Origin of the sequence: Arthrobacter sp. lap29, assembly GCF_032458965.1 — a bacterium.
In the GTDB taxonomy this organism is placed as follows: Bacteria; Actinomycetota; Actinomycetes; order Actinomycetales; family Micrococcaceae; genus Specibacter; species Specibacter psychrochitiniphilus.
This window is the reverse complement of sequence record NZ_JAUCEK010000001.1, coordinates 294,472-310,037: the sequence shown is the minus strand read 5'-3', so window position 1 is coordinate 310,037 and position 15,566 is coordinate 294,472. Positions and strand designations below refer to the sequence as shown.

Annotated in this window: 11 protein-coding genes and 1 pseudogene; 4 read left to right on the top strand and 8 right to left on the bottom strand. The window is 56.9% G+C overall.

Going from position 1 to position 15,566, the window contains the following annotated elements; translation table 11 throughout:
• Position 1: 1 nt before the first annotated feature.
• From RY113_RS01350 to rfbB, 4 genes are all read right to left on the bottom strand, one after another.
• On the bottom strand, positions 2-2,008 hold the full coding sequence (locus tag RY113_RS01350) for an acyltransferase family protein (RefSeq protein WP_315913038.1): 2,007 nt from the start codon (positions 2,006-2,008) through the stop codon (positions 2-4).
• A 234-nt stretch (positions 2,009-2,242) separates the two neighbouring features.
• On the bottom strand, positions 2,243-3,256 hold the full coding sequence (gene galE, locus RY113_RS01345; RefSeq protein ID WP_315913037.1) for a UDP-glucose 4-epimerase GalE: 1,014 nt from the start codon (positions 3,254-3,256) through the stop codon (positions 2,243-2,245).
• Position 3,257: 1 nt separating this feature from the next.
• Positions 3,258-4,679, bottom strand: a complete 1,422-nt coding sequence (locus RY113_RS01340; protein WP_315913036.1) for a bifunctional dTDP-4-dehydrorhamnose 3,5-epimerase family protein/NAD(P)-dependent oxidoreductase — start codon at positions 4,677-4,679, stop codon at positions 3,258-3,260.
• 3 nt (positions 4,680-4,682) lie between these two features.
• Positions 4,683-5,681, bottom strand: a complete 999-nt coding sequence (gene rfbB, locus RY113_RS01335) for a dTDP-glucose 4,6-dehydratase (RefSeq protein ID WP_315913035.1) — start codon at positions 5,679-5,681, stop codon at positions 4,683-4,685.
• A gap of 208 nt (positions 5,682-5,889) precedes the next feature.
• Here rfbB and RY113_RS01330 point away from each other — a divergent pair, with 208 nt between their 5' ends.
• Together RY113_RS01330 and RY113_RS01325 are read left to right on the top strand one after the other, a co-directional pair.
• The gene (locus RY113_RS01330) at positions 5,890-7,593 is read left to right on the top strand and encodes a GH25 family lysozyme (protein ID WP_315913034.1); all 1,704 of its coding nucleotides are present in this window, start codon (positions 5,890-5,892) and stop codon (positions 7,591-7,593) included.
• 429 nt (positions 7,594-8,022) lie between these two features.
• Positions 8,023-9,329 (top strand): annotated as a pseudogene (locus RY113_RS01325) (ISL3 family transposase).
• Here the strand turns inward: RY113_RS01325 and RY113_RS18460 are convergent.
• The 4 genes from RY113_RS18460 to RY113_RS01310 form a co-directional block, all read right to left on the bottom strand.
• Complete coding sequence (locus RY113_RS18460) at positions 9,266-9,523, bottom strand: helix-turn-helix domain-containing protein (RefSeq protein WP_396334182.1); 258 nt, start codon at positions 9,521-9,523, stop codon at positions 9,266-9,268. The pseudogene RY113_RS01325 and the gene RY113_RS18460 sit on opposite strands and share 64 nt — an antisense overlap.
• Positions 9,524-9,646 carry a hypothetical protein gene (locus tag RY113_RS01320; protein ID WP_315913033.1) on the bottom strand — a complete coding sequence of 41 codons (123 nt, stop codon included), beginning with the start codon at positions 9,644-9,646 and terminating at the stop codon, positions 9,524-9,526.
• A gap of 355 nt (positions 9,647-10,001) precedes the next feature.
• Entirely contained in the window at positions 10,002-12,206 is a 2,205-nt protein-coding gene (locus RY113_RS01315; RefSeq protein ID WP_315913032.1) for an acyltransferase family protein, read from the bottom strand.
• Between the two features lie 269 nt (positions 12,207-12,475).
• Positions 12,476-13,234 carry a glycosyltransferase gene (locus RY113_RS01310; protein WP_315913031.1) on the bottom strand — a complete coding sequence of 253 codons (759 nt, stop codon included), beginning with the start codon at positions 13,232-13,234 and terminating at the stop codon, positions 12,476-12,478.
• A gap of 146 nt (positions 13,235-13,380) precedes the next feature.
• On the opposite strand from RY113_RS01310, the gene RY113_RS01305 reads away from it, so the two are divergent.
• Both RY113_RS01305 and RY113_RS01300 read left to right on the top strand, forming a co-directional pair.
• Positions 13,381-14,616 carry a polysaccharide biosynthesis protein gene (locus RY113_RS01305; RefSeq protein ID WP_315913030.1) on the top strand — a complete coding sequence of 412 codons (1,236 nt, stop codon included), beginning with the start codon at positions 13,381-13,383 and terminating at the stop codon, positions 14,614-14,616.
• Positions 14,606-15,535: a glycosyltransferase gene (locus tag RY113_RS01300; protein WP_315913029.1), complete on the top strand. Its 930-nt coding sequence runs from the start codon at positions 14,606-14,608 to the stop codon at positions 15,533-15,535. Before RY113_RS01305 ends, RY113_RS01300 begins: the two co-directional genes overlap by 11 nt.
• The last annotated feature ends 31 nt before the right edge of the window (positions 15,536-15,566 follow it).

Here is a 15,566-nt window from a genome sequence, read left to right as displayed (position 1 = left end):
ATTATTGCATTGGCCAGCCGGTGGCGGCTTTGAAATCCCTCTCAAAAACAGGCTCGAGGGTTTTCATATACGTGGCAGTTACGTGGTTACCGTCCTTGTAAACAATCACGTTGCCTATCACTGCCGGGCATGAGCTTTCATTGCAAAAATTATCCGTCATATCGATAAAGGTAGTGTCCGGTAAGTCTTTTGCCACCGAATCTGTCAGGGACGTTGCGGCGAAGAGATCCGCCCTTGGGACCCCGCAAGCGGCACTGTCTGCCGTGTTTCTCTCCAAGCAGGCGGGCACAGACTGTGTGAATCGGGGAGTGTCTCGAATCGCCAAGACCTTGATACCTGCTGTGTTGAGTACCTTCACTTCCTCCACCCATGATGGGTCAAGGCGCTCGGCGACGCCAGGTGCTGCGTCAGTGCGGCTGCTGGTTGTCACCACCAGATCAGGCTTCATCTCAAGAACTTCCCCCATGGTCGCCTTGTTGAAATCGGCACAACTCTGGCTGATTCCGGCCGAGGTGTCGGTACCGAGGGGGCAGTAACCCTTGGATATGGAGGTGACGGACCAATTGTTCTTCGCAGCCATCGCCAGGATTGGTGTATTAAGGACGTGGGCATGTGAGCTGCCCAATACAACCACAGACTTGGAAGCGTTCGTAGTTCCGTTTGAACAGCGGTTGGTCAGTTCTGCGCTATCAGACTTGCAAGGTTCAGGGAATTGCGGCCAATCAGCGTCTACCGCTGAAAAGGAAGGAAGAACCTCTGCGCCGGGGTCGGCTTTGTCAACGTATCCCGGCCACAAAGATGCAGCGCCGGGGTTGTTGGTGCTGGCAGAGGCCAGCAATGCATTGTTGGCATTGTTAATGTGCACCTGCCACCCTGCCAGCGGGAGCGCGACAAGTGTAGCACAGGCAACGATGAGAGTAAGTGCCCGGCGCCGGTTCTGCTCAATCCACTTGTTTCTGCGAAGAGGCGTATCAATCCACTTGGTCAATGCCCACGCTGCAAGGATAGACACCAAGACAATAACGAGCCCAGCTTTCGGGCCGGCATGGTCTCTTCCTGAAGCAACTAAGAAAATCACAAGTATGGGCCAGTGGAACAAGTACAAGGCGTATGAACTGTCTCCCAATTTGACCAGGGGTTTCACGCTCAGGAATCTATCTGCGCCAAATTTGCTATCCGTAAATCCCGCAACAATGATGAATGCTGCGGCCAAGGTGGGCCATAGGGCCATGTAGCCGGGGAACTGCTGACCAACCTGGAGGACAATTCCACAAGCCAGCATCGCGACCACACCCAGCCAGCCCAAGAGAATTCGTGCGCTGCGGCCTAGACGCAGGTATGGCAGGACCAAGCCAAGAAGGGAGCCCAAGGCAAATTCCCACAACCGGGCCCTGGTGTCAAAGTAGGCGAACGTCTGATTGGTATGGGTTGTGATGATGGAAAAAGTGAGGGAGCTGGCGAGTATCGCACCAAAGATGTAGATCAGAAGCAAACGAATTTTCAGGCGGAAAGTCCGTGCTATGAGTCCTGCTACCGCAAAAACGAGTGGCCACAGGATAAAGATCTGTCCCTGGATCGACAGGGACCAAAAGTGCTGCAACGGACTGGCAACGCTGTGATCGGTTGCGTAGTAGTCCACGGCTTCAGAAGCGAGGAACCAATTTTGGTAGTAGAACAGGGAAGCCCACGCCTGCCCAAAAATACTGCTCCACCGGGATTCAGGCAGAAACACGTAAGTTGCGCCCAGGACTGCCAGGAGTGTGACGACGACCATTGGCAGAAGGCGTTTGAACAGGTGAACCCAGTACTTGAGCAGCTCAAGCGCCTTGCCCGATTCAAGTTTCCGGGTAAATTGGCCTGTCAGCAGGAATGCCGAGACCAGTAGGAAAACATCCACTCCACCGGAAATACGGCCAAACCATACGTGGTAGCTGACCACCATCAGAACTGCCAAGGCCCTGAGGCCCTGCACTTCCGGAAGAAATTTTCGTTGCCTTGCTTGTGACACGGAAGGCTCCTTTGAAGCTGCCCGTCTGCCTGTTGGCGACAGCCTCTGGATGGTGCCTTGACTCATAAATCAATACCTCGACATGGTTTCCTTACCGCAAGCGCGGCACTAATCCCCTTCTTTAACCCTATCGCCACACAGGCAATTTCTCATCTATGGAGATTAAGTTCACAGGGCTGGCCAAGCAAAAAGTGGGCCCCACCGTCCTGGCTGGGAGCCCACTTTGCCTGATTCCTACCCGGAGTAACCTTGAGGATTATTGAACTGCCAACGCCAATGGTCTTCACACATCTGTGCCAGGTTGCGATGTGCTGACCAGCCTAGGTCAGCAAGTGCTGCCGAGGAATCTGCATAGCTCACGGCAGCATCCCCCGGACGACGCGGAGCGAACTCGAACGGGATAGGCTTGCCCGCAGCATCGCCAAAGGCTTGAATCACTTCCAGGACTGAGGAGCCATTTCCTGTTCCTAGGTTCCACGTGAAAACACCTTGACGACTGGTCAGGTAGTCCAGTGCGGCAAGGTGACCGGCAGCAAGATCCATGACATGAATGTAGTCGCGGATACCTGTGCCGTCCGGCGTCGGATAGTCATTGCCGAAAACCATGACCTTCTCGCGGCGCCCCACGGCCACCTGTGCCACGAAAGGAAGCAGGTTGTTCGGGATGCCTGTGGGGTCCTCGCCGATGCGCCCTGACTCATGCGCCCCTACCGGGTTGAAGTAGCGCAGCAAAGCCACCCGCCATGTGGGTTCGGCGGCGCCGAGGTCGGTGAGGATATCCTCGATCTGCTCCTTGGTGCGGCCATAGGGATTCGTGGCGTCAAGGGGCATCTTCTCGATGAGCGGCACTTCTTCACTGGCACCATACACCGTTGCGGAGGAGCTGAAGACGATCGAGCGGACACCGTGCTTGTCCATGGAAGCGAGCAGGTTCAGTGTGCCCACAATGTTGTTTTGGTAGTACCGCAGCGGCTCGGCCACGGACTCCCCCACAGCCTTCAGCCCTGCAAAGTGAATAACAGCATCAAAGCCGGATGTGGCAAAAAGCGCATCCAAGCCCTTCGCGTCCAGCAAATCAAGCTGGACGAAGTCCGGATGCTTCCCCGTCAGTTCTTCCACACGCCGCAGTGATTCAACGGACGAGTTCGCAAGATTATCCAGCACCACAACACTGTGCCCGGCTTTCAGCAGGCAAAGGACTGTGTGTGATCCGATATAGCCGGCTCCGCCGGTTACCAAAACTTTCATTTTATGTGTTTGCGCCTTCATCTAAGTATTCTGCCAACCTTTGACCCACCGTTGCAGGCGCGAACCCTGTGGCCTTGATCTTGTCCAGGTCCAGGGAGCTGTTGAGGGGGCGCGGGGCTGCTTGTTTGCCCTCAAAGTACTCGGCGGTGCTGACGCCGGTGACGGCGTCCCGGCTGTGACCGGTGAGCTCGTAGACATCGGCAGCGATATCCGCCCATGACTGGGGGTCGCCGTCGTTGCTGAGGTTATACACGCCGTGCTCGGCGTTGACATCCAGCAAATGGCGGATCCCAGCAGCGATATCTTCGGTGAAGCTCAGCCGTCCCACTTGGTCATCGACGACGCTGGGCTCAATGCCCCGCCCGGCCAGGGACGCCATGGTGCGCACGAAGTTACCACCATCTCCGATGACCCAGCTGGTGCGCACAATGTAGTGCCGTGGCACAGTGGCCACAATCGCGTCGCCCGCGGCCTTGGTCTGGCCGTAAATGCCCAGCGGAGTCAGAGCTTCGTCCTCGGTGTGAATTTCCTTACTGCCGTCGAAAACGTAGTCACTGGAGATATGCACCAAAGTAATACCGTGGATTGCCGCGACTTTGGCAAGGTTCGCCACGGCGGTGACGTTGATGGCCCACGCAGCCTTGCGTCCTTCGGGTGTTTCGGCAGTGTCCACGGCCGTGTAGGCTGCGGCGTTGACGATCGTGGAGTAGTTCTTCCAATTTCGGCCGATGTAGGACTTCTCGGCAGTGAGATCGAAGTCGGCCCGAGCGGCGAATTCGACGTTTGCTTCGCCAAAGTAAGCGGCCCGCAGAGCCTTGCCCAATTGCCCGTCCGCACCGAGCACGAGAATCTTCTTCAGCGCCATCGGAGTCACGTCGGCCAGACGCGGGTGTGCCTTGTCCTTATCGGAAAGTTCCGCCTCGGCCAAGGGAATGGGCCACTCAATGGCGGCGGTCTCATCGGCCAGGTTTAAGAACGTGTACTGGCCCTGGGCGTCCGCTGACCAGTGGTCATTTACGAGGTAGGTGTACGCCGTTGTATCTTCCAACGTCTGGAAGGCGTTCCCGACCCCGCGAGGAATGAAGATCGCCTGGGACGGATCAAGTTCGGTGGTGAAAACGGCACCGAAGGAGTCACCCGCACGCAGATCCACCCAAGCGCCGAAGATCCTGCCCGTGGCCACAGAAATGAATTTGTCCCACGGCTCCGCGTGGATGCCGCGGGTAGTACCGGCCTTTTCATTGAAGGAAATATTGTTCTGTACCGGGGAAAAATCGGGCAGGCCCAGTGCCACCATCTTCTCGCGCTGCCAGTTTTCCTTAAACCATCCCCGATTGTCGCCATGGACGGGCAGATCATACAAGACCACGCCGGGAATCGGTGTTTCGGTGGCCGTGAGCTTCTTGGAGAACTCGATCGTCATCTCTTACTGGCCCTGTTCCTTGTACTTGGCTTCAGTCTCGGCCTTCTGCGGGCGCCACCAAGACTCGTTCTCCCGGTACCACTTGACGGTGTCTTCCAAACCCATGTCAAAGTTGGCGAACGACGGCGTCCAGCCAAGTTCGGTGCGCAGCTTCGCCGATTCGATGGCGTAGCGCAGGTCATGGCCGGGGCGGTCCACAACATGGTCGTAGGCGTCCGCGGGCAGGCCCATGTGGGTGAGGATGAGTTCGACGACTTCCTTGTTGTTCTTTTCTCCGTCGGCGCCAATAAGGTATGTCTCCCCAATGCGGCCATTCTGCAGGATGGTCAGCACGGCGGAGGAGTGGTCGTTGGCGTGGATCCAGTCGCGGACGTTCTCGCCCTTGCCATACAGCTTGGGCCGGATGCCATCGATGACATTGGTGATCTGGCGGGGGATGAACTTCTCAACGTGTTGGTAGGGGCCGTAGTTGTTAGAGCAATTGCTCAGGGTGGCTTGCAGGCCGAAGGAACGTACCCACGCGCGGACCAGCAGGTCCGATCCTGCCTTAGTTGACGAATAAGGGCTGGAAGGTGCGTAAGGGGTGGATTCAGTGAACCGCTCCGGGTCATCGAGTTCCAAGTCACCATATACCTCATCCGTGGAGATGTGATGGAAACGTTTGTTGTGCTTCCGCGCAGCTTCAATCAACGTGTAGGTGCCAATGATGTTCGTGTCCAAGAACGGGCGCGGGTCATGCAGGGAATTGTCATTGTGAGACTCAGCCGCGTAATGCACAACGGCGTCTGTTGCTTCGACTAGGGAGTCAACGAGCTGTGCATCGCAAATGTCGCCCTCGACGACAGTAAGGCGGTCGGCAGGCAACCCGTCCAATGACGCCAGGTTTCCGGCATACGTCAGCTTGTCCAGGACAGTCACATGCATGTTGGTATTTTCAAGGACGTAGTGGACAAAGTTCGACCCAATGAAGCCGGCGCCGCCGGTCACAATGATATTTTGCATGATTCCAGCATACGGGAGCGAGTGCTCTCCATTCGGGCACTGTCACTCTTCGGTCCCCATGCTTGGTTGCACCAGTTCAAAATGCCGACAAGACAAACCATTGGCAAATTGATCACGGCTCGGCTATCGTCAGGGCGAACAGGCGCCCAACTGGCATTCATGCGGGGGCGCCAATCTGTGCCAATTGAAATCCCAATGCTAGGAACCCATGAAACTCAACAGAACTACTGCGTGGCTGCTTACCTTGTCCTTCGCGACGAGCGCCGTCGGGGGAATTGGCGCAAATGCCTCCATCGCAGAACCTATCCCAGATGCCCCAATCGTCACAGGCATCGAGCGTCCAAGCGGTGCCGGCGCCTTCATGGGCCAAGCAGGCAAGGACGCCACCGACTCTACCCTGGCCTTGGCCCGCCCAATGATGGCAAATACCGAGCCAACCGTAGATGAACAACCGGCTGGCACGAAAGGCAACCCACTGGGCCTAGATGTCAGCGGCTGGCAAAAGAATGTTGACTGGGCCGCTGTAAAGAAGTCCGGAGCCAAATTCACCTACATCAAAACCTCCGAGGGCCCCTGGACGCTGAACGACTACTTCAACCAGCAGTACAACGGTTCCACTGCGGCGGGACTATTGCGTGGCGGGTATCATTTTGCCCGCCCGAACCTCTCCAATGGCGCATCGCAGGCCCAAGTCATGTTGGAATCCGGAGGTGGCTGGAGTGCAGACGGTATCACTCTGCCTCCCGCGCTCGACATTGAGGACAACCCCTATGTCGCTTCGGACAAAACGAACAACTGCTATGGCATGACACCCCCGCAACTTGTCCGTTGGATCCAGGACTTTGCCTCCACGATCAAGGCGAAGGCGGGTACGGACGCACTGATCTACACGAGTTATTACTTCTGGCAGGAGTGCCTGGGCGGTAGTTCCGCGTTTGCCAACAGCAACCCGCTCTGGATTGCCGCGTACTACGCATCCAGCCCGTGGATGCCCGGAAAATGGCCGCAATACACGATCTGGCAGTACGCGGACAATTTTGCTGATCAGGGCCAGCAAATTCCGGCAACATTCCCGGGTGATCAGAATGTGTTCAACGGTTCCATGGACCAGTTGCGCAAGTTCGCCAAAGGAACGTACCAGCCCACACAGCCTCCCACTCCCACACCGTCGCCGGCACCCACACCGAAACCACCGGCGACCGCCCCCCAGCCAATTAGCCCGACGTACTTGACATTTACAACGCCCGCAGGCGCCAAGACGTTCAGTGGCAAATGGAACGGTGACGGAAAATCTTATGTTGGCTGGATGTTGAATGGACGTTGGTGCCTCCAAAACCTCTCAGGAAAAGCTCCCAACTGTTTTGGTTTCGGTAGTCCCGGGGATCAACCTGTCGTAGGCGATTGGAATGGGAATGGCACAGCTTCCATTGGTATAGTCAGAGCAGGCAAATGGTACCTAAGTAACAGCCCGTTTAGGCCAACCATTGACTACATTGCATCATTTGGTGAGCCAACCGATATCGCCTTAACTGGGGACTGGGATGGGAATGGAAAAACCAGTATCGGTATCTTCAGAAATGGTCTGTGGGCACTGAGCAACAGCATTAGTGGTGGCGCCCCAGTCGCGCACGTTGTCCGTTTTGGCCAGTCCGGAGACCAACCGTTGATTGGCAACTGGAACGGAACGGGGAAGGCAGGGATCGGTATTTTCCGCGGCACAGTTTTCGCACTGAACAACTCCGTAGCATCCAGCCAAGTAACCGATTCATGGATGTTTGGGGAACTAGGCGACAAAGCGATTGTCGGCGACTGGGATGGGAACAAGTCAACAACAATTGGTATTTTTCGATCGGGGCAATATGCCCTGACGAACAACAACGCCAAACGAACCATAGACATCGTGATTCGTTAGCAAATTGTTCCTGCAAGCTGGACTCCACTCGTCAAAACAGCGCTCGGCCGCGATATGGTGAAGCCCACAGCCCTGACCAACCCGGGATACCGCGAAGCGTCTGGGCTGTGGGCTTTTCGTGGCCGTATGACACAAAAAAAGTTAATCCTGCACAGGTCGTCAGGTTTGGTGGCTCTGACTTGCTGGTCCACAGAGATTTCGGGGGAAACCGCCGTACGCATTTATAGGAATCCGCTAAACCGATTCACGCCTGTTTTGAATTGCTACCAGTCGCGTGAGCAATACGCGGTAAACGGGCTCTTCAGAATCCAGGGTGTAGTTAGGGCAGCCGTGTGTGAATTCCGGGGCGGAGAGTTCGGTTCGGCATAGGTGAGGGCCTTGGTAGAGAATCAGATTGTCTAGATCGAAATTTTCTACAGCAAGGCCCTCGTGTTCAACGCTACCTTTCAATGCCCTGACCTGACTACTTTCTGCCGTCTTGAAGGCCTCGGACTCGAGGTGACCGGGCAGTATGTCCGCCCGGATCGTGCGGTCCTTGCCTGCCGTGTTGTTGATCCCGATGATTGGTGCCACCGGTGCGGATCTCAAGGAGTCCCTCGTGATACCGTGACCCGCCAGCTCGGCCATGAACCTTTCGGTTGGCGACACACCAAGTTGCTGGTGCGTATCCGCCGCTATCAATGCACCGGCTGCGGGCATGCGTGGCGGCAAGACACCACGAAAGCGGCCGAGCCCAGGGCGAAGCTTTCCCGCCGTGGGCTGCGCTGGACGTTGGAGGGAATCGTGTGTCAACACCTCACCGTGGCCCGTGTAGCTGAAGGCCTTGGCGTCACCTGGAACACCGCAAACAAGGCCGTCCTCGCCGAAGGACGGCGTGTACTCATTGATGACCCGCACCGTTTCGACGGGGTGAAAGTCATCGGTGTTGATGAGCACGTCTGGGGGCACACCCGACGAGGGGACAAGTACGTCACCGTCATCATCGATCTCACACCGATACGTGACGGAACCGGTCCTTCCCGCTTGCTGGACATGGTCGAGGGCCGCTCCAAGCAAGTCTTCGCCACCTGGCTGCAGGGACGCCCACAGGCATGGCGGGACGGGGTAGAGGTCGTGGCCATGGACGGGTTCTCCGGTTTCAAAAGCGCCGCCGCCGATGAACTACCCGACGCTGTTCCTGTGATGGATCCATTTCACGTCATCCGCTTAGCAGGGGATGCCTGGACAACTGCCGCCGACGCGTTCAGCAAGCATCGTGCGGTCATCGTGGACGAGCTGGAGACCCGCTCTACAAAGCACGGCGAACACTGCACACTGGCGCTGATCTGTTGACTGAGAAGCAACAAACACGCCTGGAGGACTTGTTTGCCGCTGATGTTCATGTTGAGGTGGAGGCCACGTGGGGAATCTACCAACATATGATTGCTGCCTATAGGGAGAAAGACCGGGCCCAAGGCAAGAAGCTCATGCAGGCCGTTGTTGATTCCCTCAGCACTGGAGCGCCGGCCGCGCTCACTGAACTCAAGACACTCGGACGTACCCTGAAACGGCGGGCCGACGATGTGCTGGCCTACTTCGACCGACCAGGAACATCCAATGGCCCAACCGAATCCATCAATGGGAGGCTGGAACACCTCCGCGGCTCTGCCCTCGGCTTCCGCAACCTCACCAACTACATCGCACGGTCTCTGCTGGAATCTGGAGGGTTCAGACCGAAACTACACTCTGGATTCTGAAGAGCCCGTTTAGGGCCCTTCTTCACCGGCGCCAGCCCCATCAGGCCAGTACCTTCGAGGGACTTGCGCCAGCGCCGCAACGACTCCGTGTTGACACCGAAAGCTGCGGCGACCTCGTTGACCTGGGCGGCACCGGTATCGACTAGTTGGGAGGCCGCCAGCCGGCGCAGACCGTCTTGGCCCGCACCCCACACTTAGGCCAACTGACCGTTGATGAAGACCTTGCCACCAGTGGCGTTTTCCAGCAGTGCCGCACGCTCGCCCATGAGCACAGCGCCGAGGTCCGGCAGTACGGGAAGGGCGGTTTGGGTAGTCATTGAAACCATTATTTCACCCACCCACGCAGGAAATAATCACGCCCTTATTATCTCACAGTAAGCATGGAATTAACAGCCTGAGCCTAGGTAGGAACCGCGGCAATTCAACAAACTACTAAAGTCACATCTTCACCATGTCCGGAGTCCTGAACCCTGGCCCCTACAACCTCCCAAATGACGCTTTCGGAAGACGTGGAACCTGACGCCTTCCCAGAAAATACAGGCGCAATCACCAGAACGAAAACACCAACGTCAGCCCAAAAGGGCACAACGCTCACACAACACCGGCAACAGCGACCACTATGAAATCTTCGAGCAAGAACTGACCACCTGACAAGGCCCACCTGTCGTGAAATTAGGGCTGCGACACGCTGTTCCCCAGTACTCGCGCCAATAGTGGAGCCAATTCCCGCGAAGCTTGAGCGCTAATGTGGTTGATGTCAGCATACATTCCGGTCGTTCTTATGAATGCTGGGCAACGACCATCCACGCAGAACCATCCTTGAGTACTTACGAAGCTCGCCCGAGGACCAATATCCGCGATTGCCCTCTTCATCGCTCCTTCTTGAGCGTAGAATTCCTGAGGAAGTGTCGCCACGCAATCAGAAGGTCGGCTGTAGCGGGTAATGCACTGACTCGGTTCTGATTTGGCGGGATTCGGCGCACCGAGGAGTACATAACGACCTCCATTCTGGGCCACAATTTTACCCATGCCAGCGATCTGTCGTTGCCATTGTAAATCGGCGGCGGGTCCAGTTGCGCCGTCTTTGAGTTGGTTATCATTTCGCAAGAAGGAAGATACGACTTGTGTCGGCTTGATTCGAATGATCTCGCCCACTACCCAATCCTTGAACCGAACGCATTCCTCCGCGGAACCGTCGTTGCTGGCCGGCACCACTAACGTCGGTGAACACCCGGCAACCGTGTAGACAAAGACTTGCCAATCTTGTCCTGCCAACGATTCACGAATCCCAGGGACAAAACTCATGGTCGTTGAGTCACCAAAAACAATCATGGATTTTGGCGCGTTCTCGTTGCCATACACACAGCGTTCGGAGTTTTTAATGACGTCCTTGTCATGTGCTATCGGAACAAGTTCACCACCCAAGCATCCATCCTTGATCCACTCGTCCGGCTTTGCGAGCGAGCCGTCAGGACCCATCGCTGCTGGATCCGGAGTTAAGCTCGGCCATTCACTGGCGGACAAAGCCACTCTAAGTTGCTGTTGCCGGACTTCCAATGGGTCCCCGGCAGGTTCCATGGCGGAATTCACTCCTGAGTTGGAGCCGCCAGTACCTTGAGTCTGATTACCAAGTACTGCATATGCAGTCAGGGGTACAACAACGATGAAAGTACAAAATGCTCCCAGGAAAATCACACCACGGTTGAGATTACGTGTCTTCGAACGCCGGGCTGCCCCAAATTTTTCCCTTGGAAGGCCGAAATTACCCTTCCGAATAGGATCCTCAACAAGTGTGAAAGAAGCGATTGAAAGCGTAAACATAATCACTATAGCCAGCGCATAATATTTCACGCCATCTGCTGGCACAAAGGCTGCCAAGAATATGATGACGGGAAAATGCCAAAGGTAAAGAGAGTAAGAAATTTTGCCTATATATCGACTTATCGGGTTGGCCAGCGCCCAGGCGGCTCTCTCATAACCATCCGAATGATCACCACTCCCAGCCAATATGATCAGGCACGCGCCAACCACGGGGTACAAAGCCACCGGGCCAGGGAACGCCGCATCGGGCCCAACAAGAACAAGTGATCCAGCGAGGACAGCCAGACCCGTCCACAGGAGAGTAATTCGAACAGGATTAGGAAATCCTTTGAAATTGGCTGTGACGACGGCAAGAAGCGCACCGGCAGCCAATTCCCATCCGCGCGAAAAAGTCGAGAAGTATGCGACGGTATGGTGTGCTTGGGTTTCCCAAAGCGAAAAGCAAAAAGAAAGAAGCATCGGAAGCGCTATTGATGTGCTAACGACCAGCGTAGTTCCACGGACGTTGAGCCGGAGCCGCCTGGCAATGAAAAGACCGGCAAGGATGACCCATGGCCACACGATGTAGAACTGCTCTTCAACACCCAATGACCAATAATGCTGTAGCGGAGAGACTGAAGATCCTGAGTTCATGTAGTCAGTGCCGAGTATCGCAAAGCGCCAATTAGCGGAAAACAGAAGTGACCAAAAAGCGTCTATGCCAATGGCTCCAGCACGACCACCGTAGTAGATGACGTAGGCCATCGTAACCGTAGCGGAGAGGACCAGGACCGCGGCGGGGAGAATTCTCTTGATGCGGCGCGAGTAGAATCTTTTGAACGAGATCTGGCCAGTCTTTTGCGCCTCTCGAAGCAGGATGCCCGTGATCAGATATCCCGATATTACGAAGAAAATGTCGACGCCTATGAATCCACCTTTTGGCCAGTGGAGAAGGTGATCCAACACCACAGCGCCAACGGCAACTGCCCTTAGGCCCTCGATATCCAGACGCCGCCTATGGTTTGTTCGTCGGTCCGGCGGGGTAGCTTCAATCGTAGTCGCCGGTGCTGACAGCATGTAAAGTTCCAGTCGCTAAGTTTTCAAGGATCACGCCAAGTTTACCAACAGTCCTGCACTACCCGAGCACAATCGTCCACGATGCCGTCCGGCCCGTTCAAGGCAAGCAGATTCTAAGTCACCGTCATGCCTTTCTTCCGGCTCTAGGTTGGCGCTGAAGCGGTGCGCGTGCCTGTGGAATCAATCACGAAGCGGCCCCGGGCGGCGACATAGTTCCGTACCCAAACAGAGAACAACCTGAAGAAGCGCCCAGTGGACCCGGTCCGTCTCTAACGGCGCGCGGCCCTGGTCCGGCGCGCAGCCTCGGCCAAGGCCCGCAGGATCATGATGCGCGCCCGCAGGATGGTGCCCAAAGAGCGCCATCCCCGCGGGGTCACGTTCTCTTCGTGGAGCCGGCGCAAAAGCGTCGGCTCCGCAAGGTGTGTCATTGTTTTCCCGACGTTGCCGCACAGGGCAAGCCACAAGTCATGGGATTCCACGAGGTAACGAGGAATCGGGGCAAAGATTTGTGCCTGATCGCGGGTCATGGCCATGGCGCAGCCGTAGTACGGCCGGTAGCCGATGACTGTGCCAAGAATGTTGCGCAGGTAGTGCGTGGAATCCTGAGTCTTGAGCTTAGGTACCCCCCCTCGGGAACCTCCGCCGAGAACGGTAAAGTTTGAGGCGACAACGCCGCTGTGACCCAGCGACTCAATCATGAGCTCAAGCCGGCCCGGAACCCACAGGTCATCCTGGTCGGCCAGAAACACAAACGCTCCGCTGCTGGCGAGCACGGCCTGCTCAAAGGAACGCACATAGCCCTGGTTCGCTGCCACCACGATGAGGCGGATTCGTGAGTCCTTGACGGCCCTGATGATTTCCACCGTGTCATCCCCAGAATCATCATCAACGATGATTAGTTCATCCGCCGGTCCCAGTTGCACCAGGATGGAATCGATCTGTTCCCCGATATAGCGGGCACCACGGTAACTTGCCATGCAGACACTTGCACGAATGGCGCGCTGCGCCTCGGACAGACAGTTGCTCATGGGACTCACTCTTCGCTTAATGGTTCTTGGCACGGCTGCCAGAAACCATTGCCGACCGCCACCGGCCATTCTAGATGATCACCATCCGTAGCCATCTCCCGTAAGATCGGAAGACCACTCCCCTGCCCAAGGATTCCCTTCCCTACATGAAAACCGTTCTGCTGCGCCTTTCCGGATTCACTTTCTTGCCGCTCTTGTCATTGGTGACCCCGCTATTGCTGCTACCCATCATCTCGGGCATTGTCGGTTCGGGCGGCATCTCCAGCGTCATTGCGGGGCAGGCTATTGGCACCTTCGGCGCGACGGTGCTGATGTGGGGCTGGAACATCGACGGGCCCGTGGCCATTGCCAGGGCTACGGATGGCCAGGAACGCGGCGCTATCTATCTGGCCAGCATCAGGACCCGCATTGTGCTGATGTTCCCTGTCGTTCCGCTCGTTGCGGCACTCTCCGCAGCGGTGGCCATACCCGAGTTCAGGATTGAGGCCATCAGCATGGCGCTTGCGTCCGTCCTGGCCGGAATGTCGCCAGCCTGGTTCTGCATTGGCATGGGAAAACCCCGTTCGCTCGCTATGTACGACACCATCCCGCGGTTTCTGGCCACGGCTATCTCAGCACCTTTGCTCCTGCTGACCCAGCAACTCTGGAATTACACCTTGGTCTTGGCCGCTGCGACATTGCTGGCCCTGATCTTCTTTCAACGGCGCCTGGCACCGGTCGGACGCTGGCTGCCGGGGAACTTGCGGACAACGTTTGACGAGATCAAGAAACAGGGCCATACGGCTGGGATCAACCTGGCTGGCAACGCCTACGGATCAACCCCCACCCCCATTGCCACCGCCACGACGCCGGTGGCGGCTTCCGGAGCTCTGGCCACGGCAGATACATTGTATCGATTTGGCTTGTTCACGGTGGTGGCGTTGGGCAACGCCTTTCAGAGCTGGACCATTGAGCCCGGCGCCACCAACTCCCATAGGCGGCACATGACGGCGATCTGGGCTCATACCATCCTCGGCGTCGCTGGGGCTGGAGTCCTGACAGTCCTGGGCCCATGGGTGAGCAGCATTGTCTTCGCGGGACAGATCCGGGCCAGCACCGAGCTTTGCTTCTACTACGGCGTGGCGTTCGCGTTTCTGTCCGCCAGTACCCCCTTGATGCGTAACCTCCTAATTCCCGCCGGCCAACGGGTTCTGATCCTTCGCTGGACGCTCGTCTCGGCCGTGTTTGGCGTTGCAGTCATGATTGTTTCCGGATTCTCTGGAAACGCTGTCGGCATCGCCATGGGCATGACACTGAGCGAAGTCTTACTGTTCCTCACCCTCCTTTTCCCCGCCTTGCGTGTTCTCCATCACGAAAGGGACTCCATCAACCATGGCTCATGAGCTAACCTGGGGCACCACCGTCGCCGTACTCGCCTCCTACCGTCCATCGCCCGTCCTGGGCGAGACTGTCCTTGCATTGACCCGGCAGGTGGATCTTGTCCTCATCGTCGATGATGGCTCTCCAGGCGAGACGAAACCCATCCTTGTTGACCTTGAATCCGTAGGTGCACCCGACCTGCGCCGGCCACAGAACCAGGGCATCGGGGCCATCCTCAATGCCGGGGGCGGTTACCCACAGGCCCACTGGCAGCCCGCAAACTTCAGCACCCTTGACCTGGACTCAGTGCTGGTCGATGACTACCTCGCCCGCCCCCTTGACACCATGACAGCAGTTCAGTCGGCAGACGTAGCTGTCGGCTGTGCCTGCGCCGAAAGCTATGGCGGCCATCAGAGTCCGCAGCGACACCGGGTTACGGGACCTGCCCAAGTCTCCGATCCTACGCAATCCGGCTTCGCCATCCCCCGCTCAACGATTGAAAAAGTTGGCTTGTTTGGAGGCGATTTCTTCATTGACGGTGTTGATTCGGACTCCCCCCCGATGCGCTGTAGGGAGGCCGGTCGGGCCACGATCATCGAACTTGGCTGCACGATCGAGCATGACCTGGGTGAGCGCGGGCAAGCCACCGTATTCGGGCGTCAGGTGCGCATCCTCAGCCGGGACATCTCCTTCAATTACCATTCCCCCTGCCGGGTCTACTACATTTGCAGCAATGGAACCATGCTGAGCAAACGGTCATTCCGCCGCTATCCGGGCTGGGTTTCCCGGTGTCTTTTGGAGGAATTAATGGAGCACTTGTTACGGTTCCTCTTGAACCCAAATAGAGTGACTCTTGTCACCGTGGCGATGGCGAATTTCCCCGACGCGTCACGGGGAAGGCTGGGCCAGTTTCCGGAGGAACAGGAACAACGGCTCAAATAGAACTGCTCCCACCCGCCGGGCACCTCTACGG

Excerpts from the sequence above, each read along its gene's own strand:
- RY113_RS01320 (WP_315913033.1), bottom strand. The coding sequence starts at position 9,646 with ATGACTACCCAAACCGCCCTTCCCGTACTGCCGGACCTCGGCGCTGTG.
- RY113_RS01305 (WP_315913030.1), top strand. The coding sequence starts at position 13,381 with ATGAAAACCGTTCTGCTGCGCCTTTCCGGATTCACTTTCTTGCCGCTC.
- RY113_RS01340 (WP_315913036.1), bottom strand. The coding sequence starts at position 4,679 with ATGACGATCGAGTTCTCCAAGAAGCTCACGGCCACCGAAACACCGATT.
- RY113_RS01300 (WP_315913029.1), top strand. The coding sequence starts at position 14,606 with ATGGCTCATGAGCTAACCTGGGGCACCACCGTCGCCGTACTCGCCTCC.
- RY113_RS01315 (WP_315913032.1), bottom strand. The coding sequence starts at position 12,206 with ATGCTGTCAGCACCGGCGACTACGATTGAAGCTACCCCGCCGGACCGA.
- galE (WP_315913037.1), bottom strand. The coding sequence starts at position 3,256 with ATGAAAGTTTTGGTAACCGGCGGAGCCGGCTATATCGGATCACACACA.
- RY113_RS01330 (WP_315913034.1), top strand. The coding sequence starts at position 5,890 with ATGAAACTCAACAGAACTACTGCGTGGCTGCTTACCTTGTCCTTCGCG.
- RY113_RS01310 (WP_315913031.1), bottom strand. The coding sequence starts at position 13,234 with ATGAGCAACTGTCTGTCCGAGGCGCAGCGCGCCATTCGTGCAAGTGTC.
- rfbB (WP_315913035.1), bottom strand. The coding sequence starts at position 5,681 with ATGCAAAATATCATTGTGACCGGCGGCGCCGGCTTCATTGGGTCGAAC.